Annotated in this window: 16 protein-coding genes; 1 reads left to right on the top strand and 15 read right to left on the bottom strand. The window is 73.5% G+C overall.

Annotated elements, in window-relative coordinates; translation table 11 throughout:
- Window positions 1-148: 148 nt before the first annotated feature.
- The 6 genes from DRV84_RS00940 to katG form a co-directional block, all read right to left on the bottom strand.
- Window positions 149-667, bottom strand: coding sequence for a copper chaperone PCu(A)C (locus tag DRV84_RS00940; RefSeq protein WP_115977867.1), 519 nt, complete (start codon window positions 665-667; stop codon window positions 149-151).
- A 16-nt stretch (window positions 668-683) separates the two neighbouring features.
- A complete protein-coding gene (locus DRV84_RS00935) occupies window positions 684-1991 on the bottom strand; it encodes an FtsX-like permease family protein (RefSeq protein WP_115977866.1) in 1308 nt (435 codons plus the stop codon).
- On the bottom strand, window positions 1988-2671 hold the full coding sequence (locus DRV84_RS00930) for an ABC transporter ATP-binding protein (protein ID WP_115977865.1): 684 nt from the start codon (window positions 2669-2671) through the stop codon (window positions 1988-1990). Before DRV84_RS00930 ends, DRV84_RS00935 begins: the two co-directional genes overlap by 4 nt.
- Window positions 2671-3102, bottom strand: coding sequence for a hypothetical protein (locus DRV84_RS00925; RefSeq protein ID WP_115977864.1), 432 nt, complete (start codon window positions 3100-3102; stop codon window positions 2671-2673). Before DRV84_RS00925 ends, DRV84_RS00930 begins: the two co-directional genes overlap by 1 nt.
- Before the next feature lie 129 nt (window positions 3103-3231).
- Window positions 3232-4725, bottom strand: coding sequence for an alkaline phosphatase (locus DRV84_RS00920; protein WP_115977863.1), 1494 nt, complete (start codon window positions 4723-4725; stop codon window positions 3232-3234).
- 235 nt (window positions 4726-4960) lie between these two features.
- A complete protein-coding gene (gene katG, locus DRV84_RS00915) occupies window positions 4961-7135 on the bottom strand; it encodes a catalase/peroxidase HPI (protein WP_115977862.1) in 2175 nt (724 codons plus the stop codon).
- Between the two features lie 180 nt (window positions 7136-7315).
- On the opposite strand from katG, the gene DRV84_RS00910 reads away from it, so the two are divergent.
- Window positions 7316-8191 (top strand): hydrogen peroxide-inducible genes activator, encoded by an 876-nt coding sequence (locus DRV84_RS00910; RefSeq protein WP_115977861.1) that lies wholly within the window; start codon window positions 7316-7318, stop codon window positions 8189-8191.
- Window positions 8192-8331: 140 nt separating this feature from the next.
- On the opposite strand, the gene DRV84_RS00905 is transcribed toward DRV84_RS00910, so the two are convergent.
- The 9 genes from DRV84_RS00905 to DRV84_RS00865 form a co-directional block, all read right to left on the bottom strand.
- Window positions 8332-10149, bottom strand: coding sequence for a M1 family metallopeptidase (locus DRV84_RS00905; RefSeq protein WP_147298816.1), 1818 nt, complete (start codon window positions 10147-10149; stop codon window positions 8332-8334).
- Between the two features lie 151 nt (window positions 10150-10300).
- Window positions 10301-10759 carry a DUF411 domain-containing protein gene (locus tag DRV84_RS00900; protein ID WP_115977859.1) on the bottom strand — a complete coding sequence of 153 codons (459 nt, stop codon included), beginning with the start codon at window positions 10757-10759 and terminating at the stop codon, window positions 10301-10303.
- Window positions 10760-10826: 67 nt separating this feature from the next.
- Entirely contained in the window at window positions 10827-11612 is a 786-nt protein-coding gene (locus DRV84_RS00895; RefSeq protein ID WP_115977858.1) for an SseB family protein, read from the bottom strand.
- A 591-nt stretch (window positions 11613-12203) separates the two neighbouring features.
- The gene (locus tag DRV84_RS00890) at window positions 12204-12791 is read right to left on the bottom strand and encodes a uracil-DNA glycosylase family protein (protein WP_115977857.1); all 588 of its coding nucleotides are present in this window, start codon (window positions 12789-12791) and stop codon (window positions 12204-12206) included.
- Window positions 12784-13536, bottom strand: coding sequence for an EcsC family protein (locus tag DRV84_RS00885; protein WP_115977856.1), 753 nt, complete (start codon window positions 13534-13536; stop codon window positions 12784-12786). The genes DRV84_RS00890 and DRV84_RS00885 overlap by 8 nt, the downstream gene beginning before the upstream one ends.
- Window positions 13537-13590: 54 nt before the next feature.
- The gene (locus DRV84_RS00880; protein ID WP_115977855.1) at window positions 13591-14076 is read right to left on the bottom strand and encodes a GNAT family N-acetyltransferase; all 486 of its coding nucleotides are present in this window, start codon (window positions 14074-14076) and stop codon (window positions 13591-13593) included.
- A gap of 69 nt (window positions 14077-14145) precedes the next feature.
- On the bottom strand, window positions 14146-14619 hold the full coding sequence (locus tag DRV84_RS00875) for a CoA-binding protein (RefSeq protein WP_115977854.1): 474 nt from the start codon (window positions 14617-14619) through the stop codon (window positions 14146-14148).
- Between the two features lie 190 nt (window positions 14620-14809).
- Entirely contained in the window at window positions 14810-16264 is a 1455-nt protein-coding gene (locus DRV84_RS00870) for an aspartate kinase (protein WP_115977853.1), read from the bottom strand.
- Between the two features lie 140 nt (window positions 16265-16404).
- Window positions 16405-16809, bottom strand: coding sequence for an ectoine synthase (locus DRV84_RS00865; protein ID WP_115977852.1), 405 nt, complete (start codon window positions 16807-16809; stop codon window positions 16405-16407).
- Window positions 16810-16811 lie beyond the last annotated feature (2 nt).

Below are 16811 nucleotides of genomic sequence, written 5' to 3'. Positions count from 1 at the left end.
GGGCCCTTGCGGGCCCTCCTCGCTCGGGCTCAGCGGGTCGCGCGTCGGGCCCGCGCGGGCCCTCCTCGCTCGGGGGCGCCCGGTCCGGGCAGGCCGCGCGGGGCCCGCTCCGCCGGGGTCTCCGCGCCGCCGCCCGCACGGGCCGGGCTCAGTGCGCGTGGCCCGCGTGGCTGTGCTGACGGGCGTCGGCGGCCTCGACCTGCGCGGTCACCTCGACGTGCGTGTCGCCGAAGCGCACCTCGACCGGGAGCGTGTCGCCCTCGGCGAGCGGCCGGGCGACACCGTCGAGCCGCAGCGCCAGCCCCTCCGGCGCGAGCTCGACCTCGGTGCCCTGCGCCACGGGAAGCTCGGGAAGCGCCTCGTAGGCGCCGCCCTCGCCGGTCATGCGGAAGGCGACGAGCGTGACGCGCTCGGCCATCGGGCTCTCCGCGCCGGTGAGCACGACGGTGGCGCCGGCGTTCTCGATCTCCATGAAGACGAGCGCGTGATCCGCCGCCGTCGCGCGCGTCCAGGCGTGGACGAGGCGCAGGTCGCCGGCCTCGGCGAGGTGGTCGGCGTGTTCCTCGGCGTGGTCGTCGTGCGCGTCGTGGTCGTGGGCGTCGCCGGCCAAAAGGGCGGCCGGGGCGAGCGCGACGAGCGCGGCGAGGGCGAGCGGACGGACGGGCATCGGGGTCTCCTTCGGTTCAGCCCCTGAGGTCGGACATGACGGGGCGGTTCATGGTCAGCCAGGCCGGCAGGAGCGCGAGCGCCGCGGTCAGGCTCACGAAGCCAGCGACGAGATGCACCTCGCGCCAGCCGAGGCGCGCCTCGACGAGGATGTCGGTGCGTGCGGTGATCGCCGCCGACATCGCGCCGGTCGCCGCGATCCCGAGGCCGAGGCCGATGGCGGCGCCGAGGACGATCAGCGTCGTCGCGTAGCTCCATGTCAGCGCGAAGACGAAGCGCCGCGGCGCGCCGAGCGCGCGCAGGAGCGCGAGGCGCCGCGCCAGCAGCCGCGTCAGCATCGTCAGCCCGGCGAGCACGCCGGCCGTCACCAGCACCTGCGTGATCACGGCGAGAATGGACATCACCTCGCGGATGTCGCCCATCAGCGCGTGAAGCCGTGCGAGGATGGTGCCCGGGAAGAAAGCCATGGTCTCGCCGTCGGTGAAGGCCGCCTGCATGACGTAGGTGCCGCCGAGGCTGTCGGCCTTGACGAGGACGGCGGGCGTGCCCGGGAAATGCGCCGGGTCGAAGGGCGGCCCCGGCACGCGGTCCCAGTCCGGGCCGTGGCCGTTGGGCAGCACGTGCACCTCCCAGACCGACTCGATCGGCACGAGCAGCGCGCGGTCCCACGGCGAGCCGGTCATCGGCATCCGCCCGACCACCTCGTAGTCGACGTCGTGCATCCCCTCCTGCGCGGCGTCGCCGTGGCCGTGCGCGGGCTGGAAGGTCTCTCCGACGGAGAGGTCCACCCGCGCCCCCGCGACCGCCTCGTAGGGCCGCGCGAAGAGGCGCCCCTCGGCGAGGCGGCCGGAGAGATACGCGGCGAAGTCGGCCGTCGTGCCGATCACCGGCGCGTCCTGCCAGCTGTCGCCGAAGCCGATGGGCGCGACGAGCTCGGCGCGCGGGTGGGCGACGATCTCGGCGTAGGTCTCGCCGTCGACGAGCGGCACGTCCGCGGGCTGCAAGTAGACGGCGGCGAGCATCGCGGTGATCTCGCTGCCGGGCGCCGCGACGACGAGGTCGAACTTCTCGGCCGCGCGGGCGGTGCCCTCGCGCAGCCCGCGCTCCTGCGCGATGAGCGCTGCGCCGAGCGCGACCGAGACCGCGATGAGCGCGGTGAAGACCACGCTGATCCAGGCCTGCCGGCGCAGGAGCGCGCGCAGGAGCGGGCCGACGCGGAACCCGCGCAGGGCGACCGCGCCGATCCCGAGCGCGGGCAGGAGCAGGGCGAGCGCGATCGCCGCGTCCTGAACCCCGACCGGAAGCGCGAACCAGAGGTCGGTCATGGCGCGGCGTCCTCCGTGATGCGCCCGTCGGCGAGGTCGATCACCCGGTCGGCCACGGCGTGCAGCGCCGGGTCGTGGCTCACCGCGACGAGGGTGCGCCCCTCCTCGTGGGCGAGGCGGACGAGCTCGTCGGCGAGACGGTCGGCGTTCGCGCGGTCGAGGCTCGCGGTGGGCTCGTCGGCAAGCAGGATCGCCGGGTCCGTGGCGAGCGCGCGCGCCACCGCGATGCGCTGCCGCTCGCCCCCGGAATAGGTGTCGGAGCGGCGAGTCTCGCCCGGGTCGAGCCCCAGCTCGGCGAGCCGGTCGCGGCCGCGCCCGTGCACGGCGTCGCGTCCCGCGCGCGGCCCGTAGAGCGCGGCGATGGCGGCGTTCTCGGGCGCCGAAAGCTCCTCGAAGAGGAGGTGTTCCTGAAAGACGAAGCCGACCCGGCGCCGGCGGAAGGCCGCGCGCGCCGGCTCGGGGAGCGCGGCGATGTCCTCGCCGTCCCAGCGCACCGCGCCCGCGGCGGCCGGCACCAGCCCGGCGAGCGCGTGGAGGAAGGTGGACTTGCCCGCGCCCGACGGCCCGCGCACGGCGAGCGCCGTGCCCGCCGCCACCGCGAAGCGCGGCACGTCGAGCAGCGCACGCCCGCGGGCGCCGCGCACCGACAGCCCCTCGATCTCGAGCGCGGCGCCGGGCATCAGGCGTAGTCGAAGGTCGCGTTCACGGCGCGCACCATGCTCAGGAAGCCGGTGTCCGGATCGCGGTAGGGGCCGAGCTCCAGTTCGCCGCGCACGTGGATCTTCCGGTTGAAGGGCGCGACGCGATAGACGCGCTTGGTGTAGACGGCGAGGATGTCGTCGGGCCATTCGGATTCGGTCTCGCAGAAGGGGCAGACCGACATCGGCATCTTGGTCAGCACGAAGAAGGTCGAGTTCGCCTCGAGCGGGGGCGCCATGAAGCCCTCGAAGAGCACGCGGTCGCCCTCGAGGCTGCGGGCGGTCTCCGAGAAATCGCGGTCGTCGGTGTAGAGCCGGCGGAGCTGCAGCGGCTCCTCCGCCTGAGCGCGGAGCGCGGCGGGCGCGGCGAGGGCGCCGGCGGCCGACAGGGTGAGGAAATGGCGGCGGTGCATGGTCGTCTCCCGTGGCGTCGCGCGGGTCGTGTCGGGGACCGGGCCGGACCCCCGGCGCGACGCCGTCGTTCTGCGTGAGGAAGGGGGCCGGCGCGCGGCCCCCTCCGGTCGTGGATCAGGTCCGCGAGATCACTCGGCGGTCAGGGCGTGATGCATCACGTGGAAGATCACGTTCTGCTCGATCGTGCCCTCGTAGAGATGGGCGAAGGGGCCCTTGGCGTAGACGGCGACGTCCTCGGCCGAGTGCGTCTCGGAGGAGCGCGGGATCAGCGCCTGCTGGACGTAGTCGATGTCCGTGGCCTCTTCCTCGGTCACGTCGGGGCGCGCGCCGAAGTACTCGCCGCCGGGCTGGCGCAGCAGCACCGAGGAGGCGCCGTTCAGGTAGCCGACGACCGTGTAGGGCTTGCCGTCGTCCGCGAGGATCGGCTCGCCCGTGGTCTCGACGCCCTCGTTGTTGATCTCCGCGCAGAGGCCGAGGATGTTCGACCCGCGCCCGCAGTAGCCGTTGAGGCCGATGGCGTGCTCGTGGTCGGCGGTGACGACGATGAGCGTGTTGGCGTCGTCGGTCATCTCGTCGGCGACGCGGATCGCCTCGACGAAGGCGCGGCCGTCGCGCACCATGCGGCCGGCGTTGCCGGCGTGGTTCGCGTGGTCAACGCGGCCCGATTCCACCTGCAGGAAGAAGCCGTTCTCGCCGCCCGAGGCCTGCAGCGTCTCGATCGCCTTGGCGGTCATCTCGGCGAGGCTCGGCTCGTCGCCGCGGTCGGCCTCGTACTGCATGTGCGAGCTTTCGAAGAGGCCGAGGATCGGGGTGCCGTCGGTCGGCGCCGCCTCGAAGCTCTCCTGGTTCCAGGCGTAGTGCGCGCCGAGCTCGGCCTGCGCTTCCTCGATGAGGTTGCGCCCGTCCTCGCGGCGGCCGGTCGTGCCCTCCTCGATCTCCATCGAGGCGTCGACGAAGTTGCGGCGCCCGCCGCCCATCGCCACGTCGATGAGGCCCGACTCCATCGCCTCGATCAGCTGGTTGGCGATGTCGGTCTGGGTGTCGCAGCCCTCAGGCACCGTCGCCTCGAAGTTGCGGTCCACGGTCTTGGCGTAGGCCGAGGCCGGCGTCGCGTGGGTGATGCGCGCGGTCGAGACGATGCCCGTCGCCTTGCCCATCTCGTGCGCGATCTCGTTCATCGAGGCGACGGTGTTGCCCGGCAGCGTCGAGCAGTCGCCGCGCACCACGTCCGAATCGACGCCGATGATGCCGATGTTGGTCTTGACGCCCGCCATCATCGCGGTGCCGGTGCCGGCGGAATCCGGCGTCTGCGCGTTGACGTTGTAGGTCTTGACCAGCGCGAGATAGGGGAAAGTCTCGTGGTACTGGACGTAATCGTCGCCGAGGCCGCCCTCCTGCTGCCCGCTGAAGACACGGGTGATGTAGTTGGAGCCCACGCCGTTGCCGTCCGCGACCATCAGGATCACGTTGGTCGCGCGGTTGGTGTTGGGCGCCTTGGCGAGCTCCTGCTGGAGCCGCTCCTGGGCCGCGGTGAACCATTCGTTGTCGGCCTGGGGCAGGTCCTGCGCCATGGCGGCCGTGCCCGTGAGCAGCGCCGCGAGGGCGGTCATCGTCTGTCGCATGTCGTCTCCTGAAGGATGCGCGATCCCGCGCTGATCGGTGTCGCCAACCTAGTGGCGCCACATGACAGATCGCTGAAGCGCGCATGTCGTTTCGATGAAGACGGAAGGCGGCGCGCGCGGCCCGGCCCGCGGGGCCGCCCACGTCCGGCGATGCGCCGCGCGCAAGAAAAAGGCCCCGGCGCGCAGCGCGCCGGGGCCGGGATCGTTGGAGGCAGCGCGAGGTGCGCCGCGGGCCTCAGGCTTCGAGGTCGAAGCGGTCGGCGTTCATCACCTTGGTCCAGGCGGCGATGAAGTCGTTCACGAACTTCTCCGCGTTGTCGTCCTGCGCGTAGACCTCCGAGTAGGCCCGCAGGATCGAGTTCGAGCCGAAGACCAGATCGACGCGCGTGGCGGTCCACTTCGTCGCGTCCGTCTTGCGGTCGCGGATCTCGTAGAGGTTCTCGCCGACGGGCTCCCACTTGTAGGCCATGTCGGTGAGATTGACGAAGAAGTCCGGCGTCAGCGCGCCCGCCCGGTCGGTGAAGACGCCGTGCGGCGCCCCGCCGTGGTTGGCCCCGAGCGCGCGCATGCCGCCCACGAGCACCGTCATCTCGGGCCCGGTGAGGCCGAGAAGCTGCGCCCGGTCGAGGAGCATCTCCTCGGGCTGCACGACGTAGTCCTTCTTCTGCCAGTTGCGGAAGCCGTCGGCGACGGGCTCCAGCGGCTCGAAGGAGGCGGCGTCGGTCATCTCGTCGGTGGCGTCGCCGCGGCCGGGCGCGAAGGGCACCTCGACGTCGAAGCCCGCCGCCGTCGCGGCCTGCTCGATGCCGACGTTCCCGGCGAGCACGATGGTGTCCGCGACGCTCGCGCCGAACTTCTCGGCCAGCGGCTCGAGCACCTTAAGCACCCGCGCGAGGCGCTCGGGCTCGTTGCCCTCCCAGTCCTTCTGCGGCGCGAGGCGGATGCGCGCGCCGTTGGCGCCGCCGCGCATGTCCGACTGACGGTAGGTGCGCGCGCTGTCCCAGGCGGTGGCGACCATGTCGGCCACGGACAGCCCGCTCTCGGCGATCGCCGCCTTGAGCCCGCCGATGTTGTAGTCGGTCGTGCCGGCCGGCACCGGATCCTGCCAGATCAGGTCCTCGTCGGGCGCCTCGGGGCCGATGTAGCGCTCCTTCGGGCCCATGTCGCGGTGCGTGAGCTTGAACCAGGCGCGCGCGAAGGTCTCCGAGAAGTAGTCGGGGTCGTTGTAGAACTTCTCCGAGATCTTGCGGTAGGCCGGGTCCATCTTCATGGCCATGTCGGCGTCGGTCATGATCGGGTTGAGGCGCGTCACGCCGTCCTCGACGTCGACGGGCTTGTCCTCTTCCTTGATGTCGACCGGCTCCCACTGCCAGGCGCCCGCGGGCGACTTCTTCAGCTCCCAGTCGTAGTTGAGCAGGAGGTAGAAGTAGCCGTTGTCCCACTGCGTCGGATAGGTGGTCCAGGCGCCCTCGATGCCGCTCGTGACCGTGTCACGGCCGACCCCGCGCGAGACGTGGTTGTTCCAGCCCATGCCCTGCTCGTGCACGTCCGCCGCTTCCGGATCGGGGCCGAGCTCGGTCGCGTCGCCGTTGCCGTGGCACTTGCCGACGGTGTGGCCACCCGCGGTCAGCGCGACGGTTTCCTCGTCGTTCATCGCCATGCGCGCGAAGGTCTCGCGCACCTGCTCGGCGGTCTTGAGCGGGTCGGGCTGGCCGTTCACCCCCTCGGGGTTCACGTAGATCAGGCCCATCTGCACCGCGGCGAGCGGGTTTTCCATGGTCGCCGGGTTCTCGAGGTCGCCGTAGCGGCTGTCCGACGGCGCGAGCCATTCCTTCTCGGCGCCCCAGTAGATGTCCTTCTCGGGGTGCCAGATGTCCTCGCGGCCGTAGGCGAAGCCGTAGGTCTTGAGCCCCATGGACTCGTAGGCGACGTTGCCGGCGAGGATGAAGAGGTCGGCCCAGCTCAGGCGGTTGCCGTACTTCTTCTTCACGGGCCAGAGCAGGCGCCGCGCCTTGTCGAGGTTGGTGTTGTCCGGCCAGGAGTTCAGCGGCGCGAAGCGCTGGTTGCCGGTGCCGCCGCCGCCGCGGCCGTCCGCGGTGCGGTAGGAGCCGGCCGCGTGCCAGGCCATGCGGATCATCAGGCCGCCGTAGTGACCCCAGTCGGCCGGCCACCAGTCCTGGCTTTCGGTCATCAGCGCCTCGAGGTCGGCCTTGACCGCGTCGAAGTCCAGCTCGCGGACCTCCTTGCGGTAATCGAAGTCCTCGCCCATCGGGCTGGTCTTGCGGTCATGCTGATGCAGGATGTCGAGGTTCAGCGCATTCGGCCACCAGTCCATGTTGGAGGTGCCGGTCTCCGTGAGACCTCCGTGCATCACCGGGCATTTGCCGGCGGGCGTGTCGCTTCCGTCCATGTCGATATCTCCCCTCGGGGGTTGCGGTGCAGCGGGCCGGTGCGCCGGGCGGCGTGGGGCCGCGTCGGCTCCGTCCCGTGATGGGTGAGGGTATAGCAGGCTTGACTTATTCAGGAAAGTCGAAAAGAACGATCACTCTTATCGTATATCAGAATAAGTAGACGCGCCGGACCCTGCCCCATGATCACGCTGCGCCACCTTCGCTTCCTCGTCGCGGTGGCCGACGAGCTCAGCTTCTCGCGCGCCGCGCGGCGCTGCAACGTCACCCAGCCCACGCTCAGCACCGGGCTGCGCGAGCTCGAGGATCGCCTCGGCGTGCAGCTGGTGGAGCGTGACCGCCGCTCGGTCGTGATGACGGCGCTCGGCACCGAGATCGCGGCGCGGGGGCGCAAGCTCCTGACCGGCGCGCAGGAGATCGAGGAACTCGCCGCGGCGCATCTCCACCCCGAGGAGGGCGACCTGCGCCTCGGCGCGATCCCGACGGTCGGGCCCTTCCTGCTGCCGCGGGCGCTGACGCTCCTGCGCGCGCGGTTTCCGGCGCTGCGCCTCTTCCTGCGCGAGGAGATGACCGACAGCCTGATCGAGGGGGTGACCTCGGGCCGGCTCGACGTCGCGCTGATCGCCCTGCCCTACGACACCGGCGGGCTTTCGGTGCATCCGCTCTTCGAGGACGGCTATCACCTCGCCACGCCGCCCGGCGCCTCGGCGGCCGACACGCTCGAGGCCGGGCGGCTCCTGCTCTTGGAGCGGGGCCACTGCCTGCAGGAACACGCTCTCGCCTCGATGCCGACGCGCCGGCTCCAGCGCGACGAGAGCTTCGAGGCGACGAGCCTGACGACCCTGACGGCGATGGTGGCCGAGGGGCTCGGCGCGACGCTGCTGCCCGATCTCGCGGTGCGCGCCGGGGTCGCCGCGGGCCAGCCCGTGAGCCTGACCCCCCTGCCCGAGGCGCGCCCGCGCGAGGTCGCGCTGGTCTGGCGGCGCACTTCCCCGCGCGAGGCCGCCTTCGCCCGCCTCGGCGAGGTGCTCTGCACGGCGCAGGGCGAGCTGGGGTAAGTCCGCCCCCGGTCGCCGGGACGCGACACGGCCGCCGGGGCGCCGGCGCCCGGCCGATACGCCGAAGCGCGACAGCCGCGGCGCCGCGGGCCGGTGCGGGCTTCTACAGCCGCGCCCCCTCGGCCTGCGCGCGACGCCCGTCAGTCGAAGCGCACGACCATCGGGCTCGCCTCGACGGGCCAGCGCCCGCTGCGCGGCCGTCCCTCGGCCGCGATCACGACATGGCTCGCACCACCGTAATACCGGAGCGTCTGCAGCGCCTCCGGCAGGGTCTCGGGCCGCGCGGCGGAGGCGAAGAGCCACGTCCGCCCCGCCGCGTCGCGCTCCACCCAGGCCCGCGCGCGCCCGGCGCGCGCTTCCTCGGGCGGGGCGCCGGGCAGGAGCCCCTCGCGCAGCGCCGCGACCTCGGCGGTGGCGCCCGCGACGACGACCGCATCGGCCTCGTTCGGCACGCCCCCATCCCGGTCGAGGCGCGTGACCGGCGCGCCGATCAGCGCCTCGGCGACAGCCTCGCCGCCCGGATGCACGGCGACGCGCCCGGCCGACAGCACGTCGCGCAGCGTCGGCGGCCGCTCCCCGTCGAGGAGATGCCGCGCCACATCGAACCCCGGATCGACGGCGAGCGCCCGCGGCCGCGCCGGGCTGGTCAGCCGCGCCTCCGTCCGCGGCCCGCGCAGCTCGACCACATGGCGCTCCGTGCCCGCCGCCGTCTCGAGCCGAAGCGGCACGCGCAGACGCCATGCGGGCGAAGCCTGCGTCAGCGTGACGGTGGTCGCGTAGCCCTCGTCCGTCGCGGTCACCTCCGCCGCGCCGAGCCGCACCTCGGGCAGGCCCGGCCGGTCGAGCCACTGATCGAAGAACCAGTCGAGGTCCCGGCCCGCCGCGCGCGCGAAGGCCCGGCGCAGATCGCGCCACCCGGCCCGCCCGCCGCGATTGTCGCTCCAGAAGCGACGGAGGCCCGCCTCGAAGGCCGGCGCGCCGATCTCCGCCTTCAGCATGTGAAAGACGAGCGCCGCCTTCCCGTAGCCCACCGCCTGATCCGGCGCGTGGGCCGGCGAGCGGAAGTCCCGCAGCCGGCGCGCCGCGTCCCCGCGCGCCAGCGCCTCGAGCCAGCCCCGCCGCAGGGCGCGCGCGCGGTCCGGCGCCGTCTCCGCCGCCAGCGCGTGATCCGCCTGATAGGTGGTGAGCCCCTCCGCCCAGTTGCCGGTCTCCGCGTCGATCCCGACCGCGCCGCCCCACCACGCGTGCAGCACCTCGTGGGCGAGCGAGCGCCCGCGCATGTAGTCGTGCCCGAGGATGCGTTCGGCCACGAAGGTCGTGTTGCCGAAGCTCAGTCCGACCGGCACCGGCGCGGCGACGACGAAGAAATCCGGGTAGCGATAGGCGCCGATCCGCGCGGAATACCGGGCGATGTAACCCTCCGCCGCGGCGAGATAGGCCTCGGACTGCGCGGCGTGGTCGGCGGGCGCGAAATAGGTCCTGAGCCGCGCGCCGGCGCCCGCAGCCTCGCCGATCGTGTAGGGCCCGGCCATGACATGGACCGGCCCGCGCGCGGCATCGCCCACGAACCGCGCGATGTACCGGCCCGCCTCTTGCGTCTCCGACACGAGATCGCGGTTCGCCACGGCGCGGTAGCCCGCCGGCACGGACAGGCGGATCGGCGCCGACCCGGCCCCGTCGATCCAGCCGAGCGCGCCGAGGATGAAGGCGCTCTCGCCGACGGCCGCGGCGGTCGCGCGCGCCTCCGACAGGGGCGGCAGGGTCCCTTCGAACCGGCGCGGCCCGGTGCGGCGCAGCCAATCGGGCGGCGCGGCCGCCGGCGCGGCGCCCTCGGGCAGCGTGAGCGTGACCGCGCGCGTCTCCGGCGCGTAGTCCAGCGAGATCGCGCTCTCCGCCCAGCCGGTGGCGGGCGCGAGCGTCAGCGCGGCCACCAGCGCGATACGGCCCAGTCGTGTCACCGCGCCCTCCGTCCCAGCGATGCGGGGGGAGCTAGCGCCGCCCCCTGCGCCGGCAATCCTCGACCGCCCGCGGGCGGGCCGGATGGCCCGCACCTTGCGCCCCGGGCTTGCGCCGGGGCGACCGCCGACCGGACACGCGACGGCGGGCGCGTCACTCGTGGCGCGCGAAGACCTCGGTGCTGCCGTCGCGGCGGATCAGGTGGACGGCGTAGGGCTCCGACCGGCTGCCGAAATCCATCCCCGGCGAGCCGAGCGGCATCTCCGGCACGGCGAGGCCGATGGCGTCGGGCCGCTCGTCGAGCAGGCGGCGGATGTCCTCGGCCGGGACGTGGCCCTCGATCACGTAGCCCTCGACCTCGGCGGTGTGGCAGGAGGCCATCTCCGGCGGCACGCCGAGCTCCAGCTTGCGCCGCACGAGCGCGCCGCCGAAGAGGGTCTCGCCTTCCGCGGTGAAGCCGTGCGCCTCGACGTGCTCCATCCACGCGACGCAGCAGCCGCAGCCGCTGGTCTTGGCGACGCGGATCTCGGTGGCCTGGGCGAGCGCGGGGACCGCGGCGAGCGCCGCGGCGACGGCGACACGGGCAGTGACGGGGCGACAGAGACGCAGCATGAAAGACCCTCCCTCCTTGGTAGTCACCGATATAAAGCTTCCACCGGGCGGAAGCTCAAGCCGTCCCTCACCGCAGGCGCGGCGGGCGGTCCGGGTCCTGCCCCGGGGCCGCGGGCGCGTCGGGCGCGTCGGGCGCCTCCGCCGCCGGCAGATCGATGCGCAGCGCCACCGCCGCGAGCCGCTCGGCCAGCGCCTCCCCCTCGGCCGCGAAGGCGAGGTCGAGCCACCCGGCCTCCAGCCCGGAAAAGGCGAGCGCCTCGCCCGCGGCCTGCGCGAGCGCCCCGTCCGCGCCCGGCGCCACGTCGGTGAAGGCGAGGAGCGCCGCGCGCCCGCCGCCCGCATACTCCGCCTCTGCGAGCCACGCGGCCCCGGCCCGGCCGCCCGCCGTGGCGAGCCGCGCGTCGAGCGCGGCGAGCAGCCCCTCGGGCAGATCCCCCGGCGGGTGCAGCGCCACGGGCCGCTCCGCCACGGCGCGCGGCGCCTCCGGCGCGCGCTCGGCGAGCCAGGCCATCGCCTCGCCCGGCAGGAGGATCGCCGAGTGCGCCTCGAGGTTGAGGCCGAGGCCCAGCCCCTCCCCGGCGAGCATCCGCGCGAGCGTCCGGCCCGAGAGCGCCGCATAGGGCGCCGCGCCGCCGGCGAAGGCGGACAGCCGCTCCTCCAGGTCGAAGGCGACGACGATCCGCCCCTCCTCCAGCGGGAAGATCCGGGGGCTGAGCCGGTCGTCTTCGGCCTCATGGTCCAGCAGCAGGTAAAGCTCCGACAGCGCGAGCCGGTCGTAGAAGGCGCGGCGGCGGCCCTCGTCCTCCGGGGCGGCCTCCATCGCGGCGTGAGCCTGATCGAGCGGCGTGTCCATGGCCCGGACCTAGCCGCGCGCCGGGGCGGCGGCAAGACGAGGCGCGCGCGCCTCGCCATCCGGGGCACCCCGCGACCGCGCGACGGCGCACAGGATCGGCCGACGAACCATGCCGCCGCTCGTCCGGTCCGACGGACGGCGAGCCGCGACGCCCGCGGCGTCACCCGCGCCCCGCGCGGGCCGCCCGCAGGACGCACGCCCCCGATCCCCGCGCAACCGACCCGCGCGCGCCGCCGCAGCGCCGCAGCCTGCACCCCAGGCGCCTCGGAGCCGACCGCCCAGCCCCGGCCCGGACGCCGCTGCTTCCCGGACCGTCGAGAAAGCAGACCAGCGAAACGCGCCCGCAAGGGGCGCGAACGAGCAGGCATCAAACGAGCGCCCCCCCCTCGGCCGGTCGCACCGCCGGACGACACCGACCCGGCCGATACGATGCACCGCACACCAGCGAGGCGCGCCCGCAAGGGCGCGCGCGAGCGGCCCTCGCCCGGGCACCCCCTCGGCCGGTCGCACCGCCGGACGACACCGACCCGGCCGATACGATGCACCGCACACCAGCGAGGCGCGCCCGCACGGCGCGCGAACGAGCGGGCCTCAGGCGAGCGCGGCGCGCACGGCGGCGCGCAGCTCGGGCAGCAGCTCCGCCTCGAACCACGGGTTCTTCTTCAGCCAGGCGTTGTTGCGCCAGGACGGGTGCGGCAGGACGAAGGTGCCCGGGGCATGCGCGCGCCAGTCGCGCACCGTCTCCGTCACGCCCGCGCGGGTGCCGAGGTGGCGCCTCTGCGCCGCGCCGCCGACGATCACGCGCAGCCGCACCTCCCCGATCGCCGCGAGCGCGCGGGCGTGCCAGGTCTCCCAGCAGACGGGCGGCGGCGGCAGGTCGGCGCCCTTCGCGTCGTAGCCCGGAAAGCAGAAGGCCGTGGGCAGCACCGCCACCCGGTCGCGGTCGTAGAACTCCGCCTCGCTCATTGCGAGCCACTCGCGCAGGCGGCGCCCCGAGAGATCCCAGAACGGCCGCTCGGCGCGGTGCACGCGCAGGCCCGGCGCCTGGCTCGCGATCAGGATGCGCGCGCCGGGGCGGAACCAGACGACCGGGTTCGGCGCATGCGCCGTCGCCGTCGCCGCGAACCGGTCGGCGCAGCGGCGGCAGGCGCGGATCTCCGCGGCGAGGCGCTCAGCCACGCGCGGGCAGGCGCGCGCGCAGGGCCTCGGTCAGGGCCGCGGTGTCCTGTCCGCCCTCCCGCGCGAGCCGGGCGAGGCCGAAGTGCACATGCGCCATTTCCTGATAGTATCTGGTGTAGGCGTAGTTGGTCGCCGCGCCGGCCGCCGCGCCGAGCACCGGCACCGTCTGCGCGGCGAGCTTCTGGCCCAGCACTACCGAGAGCCGCGGCGCGACCCGGGCGATCATGGTGTTCACCGTGGCGCCGGTCAGCGTCATCCGCGCGGCGAGAAAGCCCGTATTGGCGCCGTCGTCGTGCTCCAGCGGGCCGGCGGCGGTGAAGACCGTGAGCCCGTCGCGGCGCACCCCCGGGTCGTCCGGGTCGAAGCCGTGACGCTCCGCGGTGCCGAGGATCGCGCGAAAGAGCACCGTCGTCGTCACGGGCAGCTCGGCGAGCGCCGTGGCCAGCCCGCCCGCGCCGCCCGCCGCGCCGAGCACCGTGGTCAGCCCCGTGTTCACCCAAGCGGGCTGATCACCGAGCTGCCCGCGCGAGACCTGCGCCGCCTCCACCGCGTAGCCGAGCGCGCGCTCGGTCCCGCGCTCGAGCTCGGCGCGCGCCCAGGGCGGCAGGCGCTCCAGCATGGTCTCGGCGCGCCCGCCCACGTAGTTCAGGAGGCGGATCGCCGTGCCCTCCGCCGCGTCGAGGCGCGCGGCGAGCACGTCGAGCTCCGCCGAAAGGCGGGCGGGCACGAGGTCGGTCTGCGTCATGCGTCGGGGTCCGGGCCGGTCATCTCCGAAAGATCGGGCGTCCGGCCCGGCGTTTCAAGCCGCCCGCGTCACCGGCCCCGCGATCCCGTCCCAGGCGCCGGGCACGAGCGAAAGGCCGAGCACCCGCGCGGGGTTCGTCGGCGGCGGCATCTCGACCGCCGCGAGCGGCGCGAAGCCGAAGCGCCCGTAATAGGGCGCGTCGCCCACCAGCAGCACCCGCGCCCAGCCGAGGCGCCCCGCCGCGTCGAGGCTCTCGCGGATGAGCGCACCGCCCAGCCCCTCGCCCTGCCGCGTCGGGTGCACCGCCACCGGCCCGAGCAGGAGCGCCCGCCGCCCGCCCGCGCGCACGGGCCAGTGGCGGATCGCGCCGCCGAGGGTGCCGCCCGTGTCCCGCGCGACGAGACAGAGCTCGGCCACCGGCGCCACGCCCTCGCGCAGGCGGTAGGAGGACAGCGCCTCGCGCCCCGGCGCGAAGGCGAGGTCGAAGAGCGCCTCGACCTCCCAAGCGTCCTCCGCCGTCTCCCGCGCTATCCGGTCCAAGAGCCCGCCCCGCCGCCTCGCAAGCGGCGTCGCGCCTAGCACGCCGCCCCGCGCGGGGCAAACCGGGCCTCAGAGCTTCGAGCTGATGACGCCGGTGTTGAAGCCGCCCATGCGAAGCTCGCCGAAGAGGCGCTGATACTCGATCTTCGGGCAGCGGTTCATCACGACCTCGACGCCGCGCGCGCGGGCCTCGGCGGCGGCCCCGGCGTGTTCGACGCCGATCTGCATCCAGATCGTACGCAGGCCCGGGACGTGCTCGAGCGCCTCATCGACGATGGGCGGCACCGCCTCGGAGCGGCGGAAGATGTCCACCATGTCCACCGGCTCAGTGATCTCGGAGAGGCTGGCGCGCACGGTCTCGCCCTGCACGGTCGCGCCGGCGTGGCCGGGGTTGACCGGGATCACCCGGTAGCCCTTGAGCGCGAGGTAGCGCGTGACATAGGCGCTCGGCCGGACCGGGTTCATCGAGACGCCCACCACGGCGATGGTGCGCGTGCGTTCGAGGATGGCGCGAAGGTCTGCGTCGGTGTAGCTCTCGGACATGGGCCGAGCGTAAACGCCGAAGCGGCGGGGACGCCACAAAAAAGGCGCCCGGAGGGGACCCCGGACGCCAGTGTCGGAACGAGGGACAGTGAAGTGGACGACGGTGTTCCGAACCGCCGCCCACTGTGTCATCTAGGTCGCGGTCCGCGGCCCTTAAGGCGCAATCACGTGGATGTGAATTGCACCCGCCTCAGGCCGCGAGCTGCGGGGACTTCGCGGGGCGCGGCGACTCGTCCGCCGTCGCCTCCTCGACGAGCGCGCGGTGCAGCGCGCGGATCGCGGTATCGGTCGTGTCGCGCGGCAGGACGATCTGGATGTCCACGCTGCGCGGCCCCTGCGCGACGGCGACGGGCTCGATCCCCTCCGCGTCGAGCGCCGCGAGCCCGCGCGAGAGCGCGCCGAGCCCCGAGAGATCGCGCCCGATCGCCGAGACGACGGCGAGCTTGCGCGTGGTGATCTCGGCGCTCGGGTAGGCCTTGGCGAGATCGCGCTCGACCCGGCGCACCGACTTCATCGAGGCGTCGACGTAGTGCGTGATCGTGTTCGCGTTCGAGGTCTTGGCGACGATGCGCAGCCCGTGGCGCGTCAGCGCCTCGAGGATGGTGGCGTCGTAGCCCTTCACGCCGACCATGTCGGGCTCGTAGACCTGCAGCGCGAAGACGTCGAGGCCGGTGACCATCTCGACGCCCGGCGCCTCGGCCGGGGCCTCGTCGATGAAAGTGCCCGGGTCCTGCGGCTCGAAGGCGTTGGTCACGCGCAGCGGGATGCCGGCCTGGCGCAGGGTCTTGGCCGCGGAGGGGTGGATCGCCTCCATCCCCATGTTCGACAGCTGGTCGGCCACGTCGTAGTTGGTCCGGCCGAGCTTGCGCACGTTCTCCGCGCCGACGAGCTTCGGGTCGGCGGAGGAGAGGTGGAACTCCTTGTGAATGATCGCCTCGCCCGCGCCGGTGCGCGCGGCGATGTTGGCGAAGGTCACCTCGGAATAGCCGCGGTCGTAGCGGTTCATCAGCCCTTCGGCGCATTGCGCGTAGCCGGTCACGATGGGCAGCTCGCGTGCGAGGTCGATGTCGGCGAAGCCGCGGTCGATCCGCTCGTCGAGGCTGACCTCCGCGTCGTCGCGCCAGCCGGAGAGATCGACGCAGCGCGCGTCCACCCCCTGCCGGCGCAGGAGCAGCGTCGTCACCTGCGCGGAATGCGATTCGCCGAGCCCCGAGAGAAGCTCGCGGATGAGCCCCATGTGCTCGGACAGGCGGAAGTGCCCGTAGGAGCAGAGCCGCTGCAGGTCGATCAGGCACGACCGCGCCCCCTCGAGGCGTTCGCGCACGAAGTCGTCGGCCTCCTGGATGTCGGCCGGGTGCTCGAGGACGTCACGATGCGCCGCCTTCATGGCCTCGGCCACGCGGTTCAGCGCGTCCGACCAGCCCTGATCGTTCTCGGCGTTGGCGAAAAGGGCATAGACCCCCGGTTCGCCGGATTTCTTGTGCTCGAGCAGCAGGTCGGTGATCCCGCCGTAGGCCGAGACGACGAAGACGCGGCCGTAGGGATCGCCGCCGCCGTTCAGGAAGAGGCTGTCGAGCAGCTCGCGCGAGCGGCTCATGGAGGTGCCGCCGATCTTCTCGACGGTATGGGATCGACTGTCGCTCATGGGGTTTTCGCCTTTCCCCGCCGCGCCGTCGCCCGGCGCCGCGGTCTGCTTGGCTTGCCGGCCGCGCCGGGGCGCGGCGGTCTGTCTGGCTGGGCGGCCGCGCCCGTCGCGGGCGCGGCAGCCGGGGTCCTGTGGGCGGCTCAGGCCTCCGCGGTCTCGTCCGCCGGGGCGTAGGAGCCGTCGGCGCGGTGCACTTCCTTGCCGGTGACCGGCGGGTTGAAGACGCAGGCCATCACCAGATCGCCCTCCGGATCGGCGCGCACCGTGTGCCGGTCGTGCTTGTCCAGCGCATACATCACGCCGGGCCGGATCGCGTGCGTCTCGCCGGTCTCGAGGTCGGTGATCGAGCCGGTGCCGGACATGCAGTAGACGCTCTCGAAGTGGTGCTTGTAGTGGAAGCTGTGCTCGCTGCCGGCGTCCAGGAACGTGATGTGGAACGAAAATCCCATCCCGTCGTCGGCCAGCAGCATCCGCACACTGGTCCAGTTGGCGTCGCTCACCGTCCGGTCGGACGTCTTGAGGTCTTCGAAATCCCTGACGATCATCT

The sequence above is a fragment of the Rhodosalinus sediminis genome (assembly GCF_003385555.1).
In the GTDB taxonomy this organism is placed as follows: domain Bacteria; phylum Pseudomonadota; class Alphaproteobacteria; order Rhodobacterales; family Rhodobacteraceae; genus Rhodosalinus; species Rhodosalinus sediminis.
Note: the sequence above shows the minus strand (reverse complement) of the source record. Positions and strands in the feature narration are given on the sequence as shown.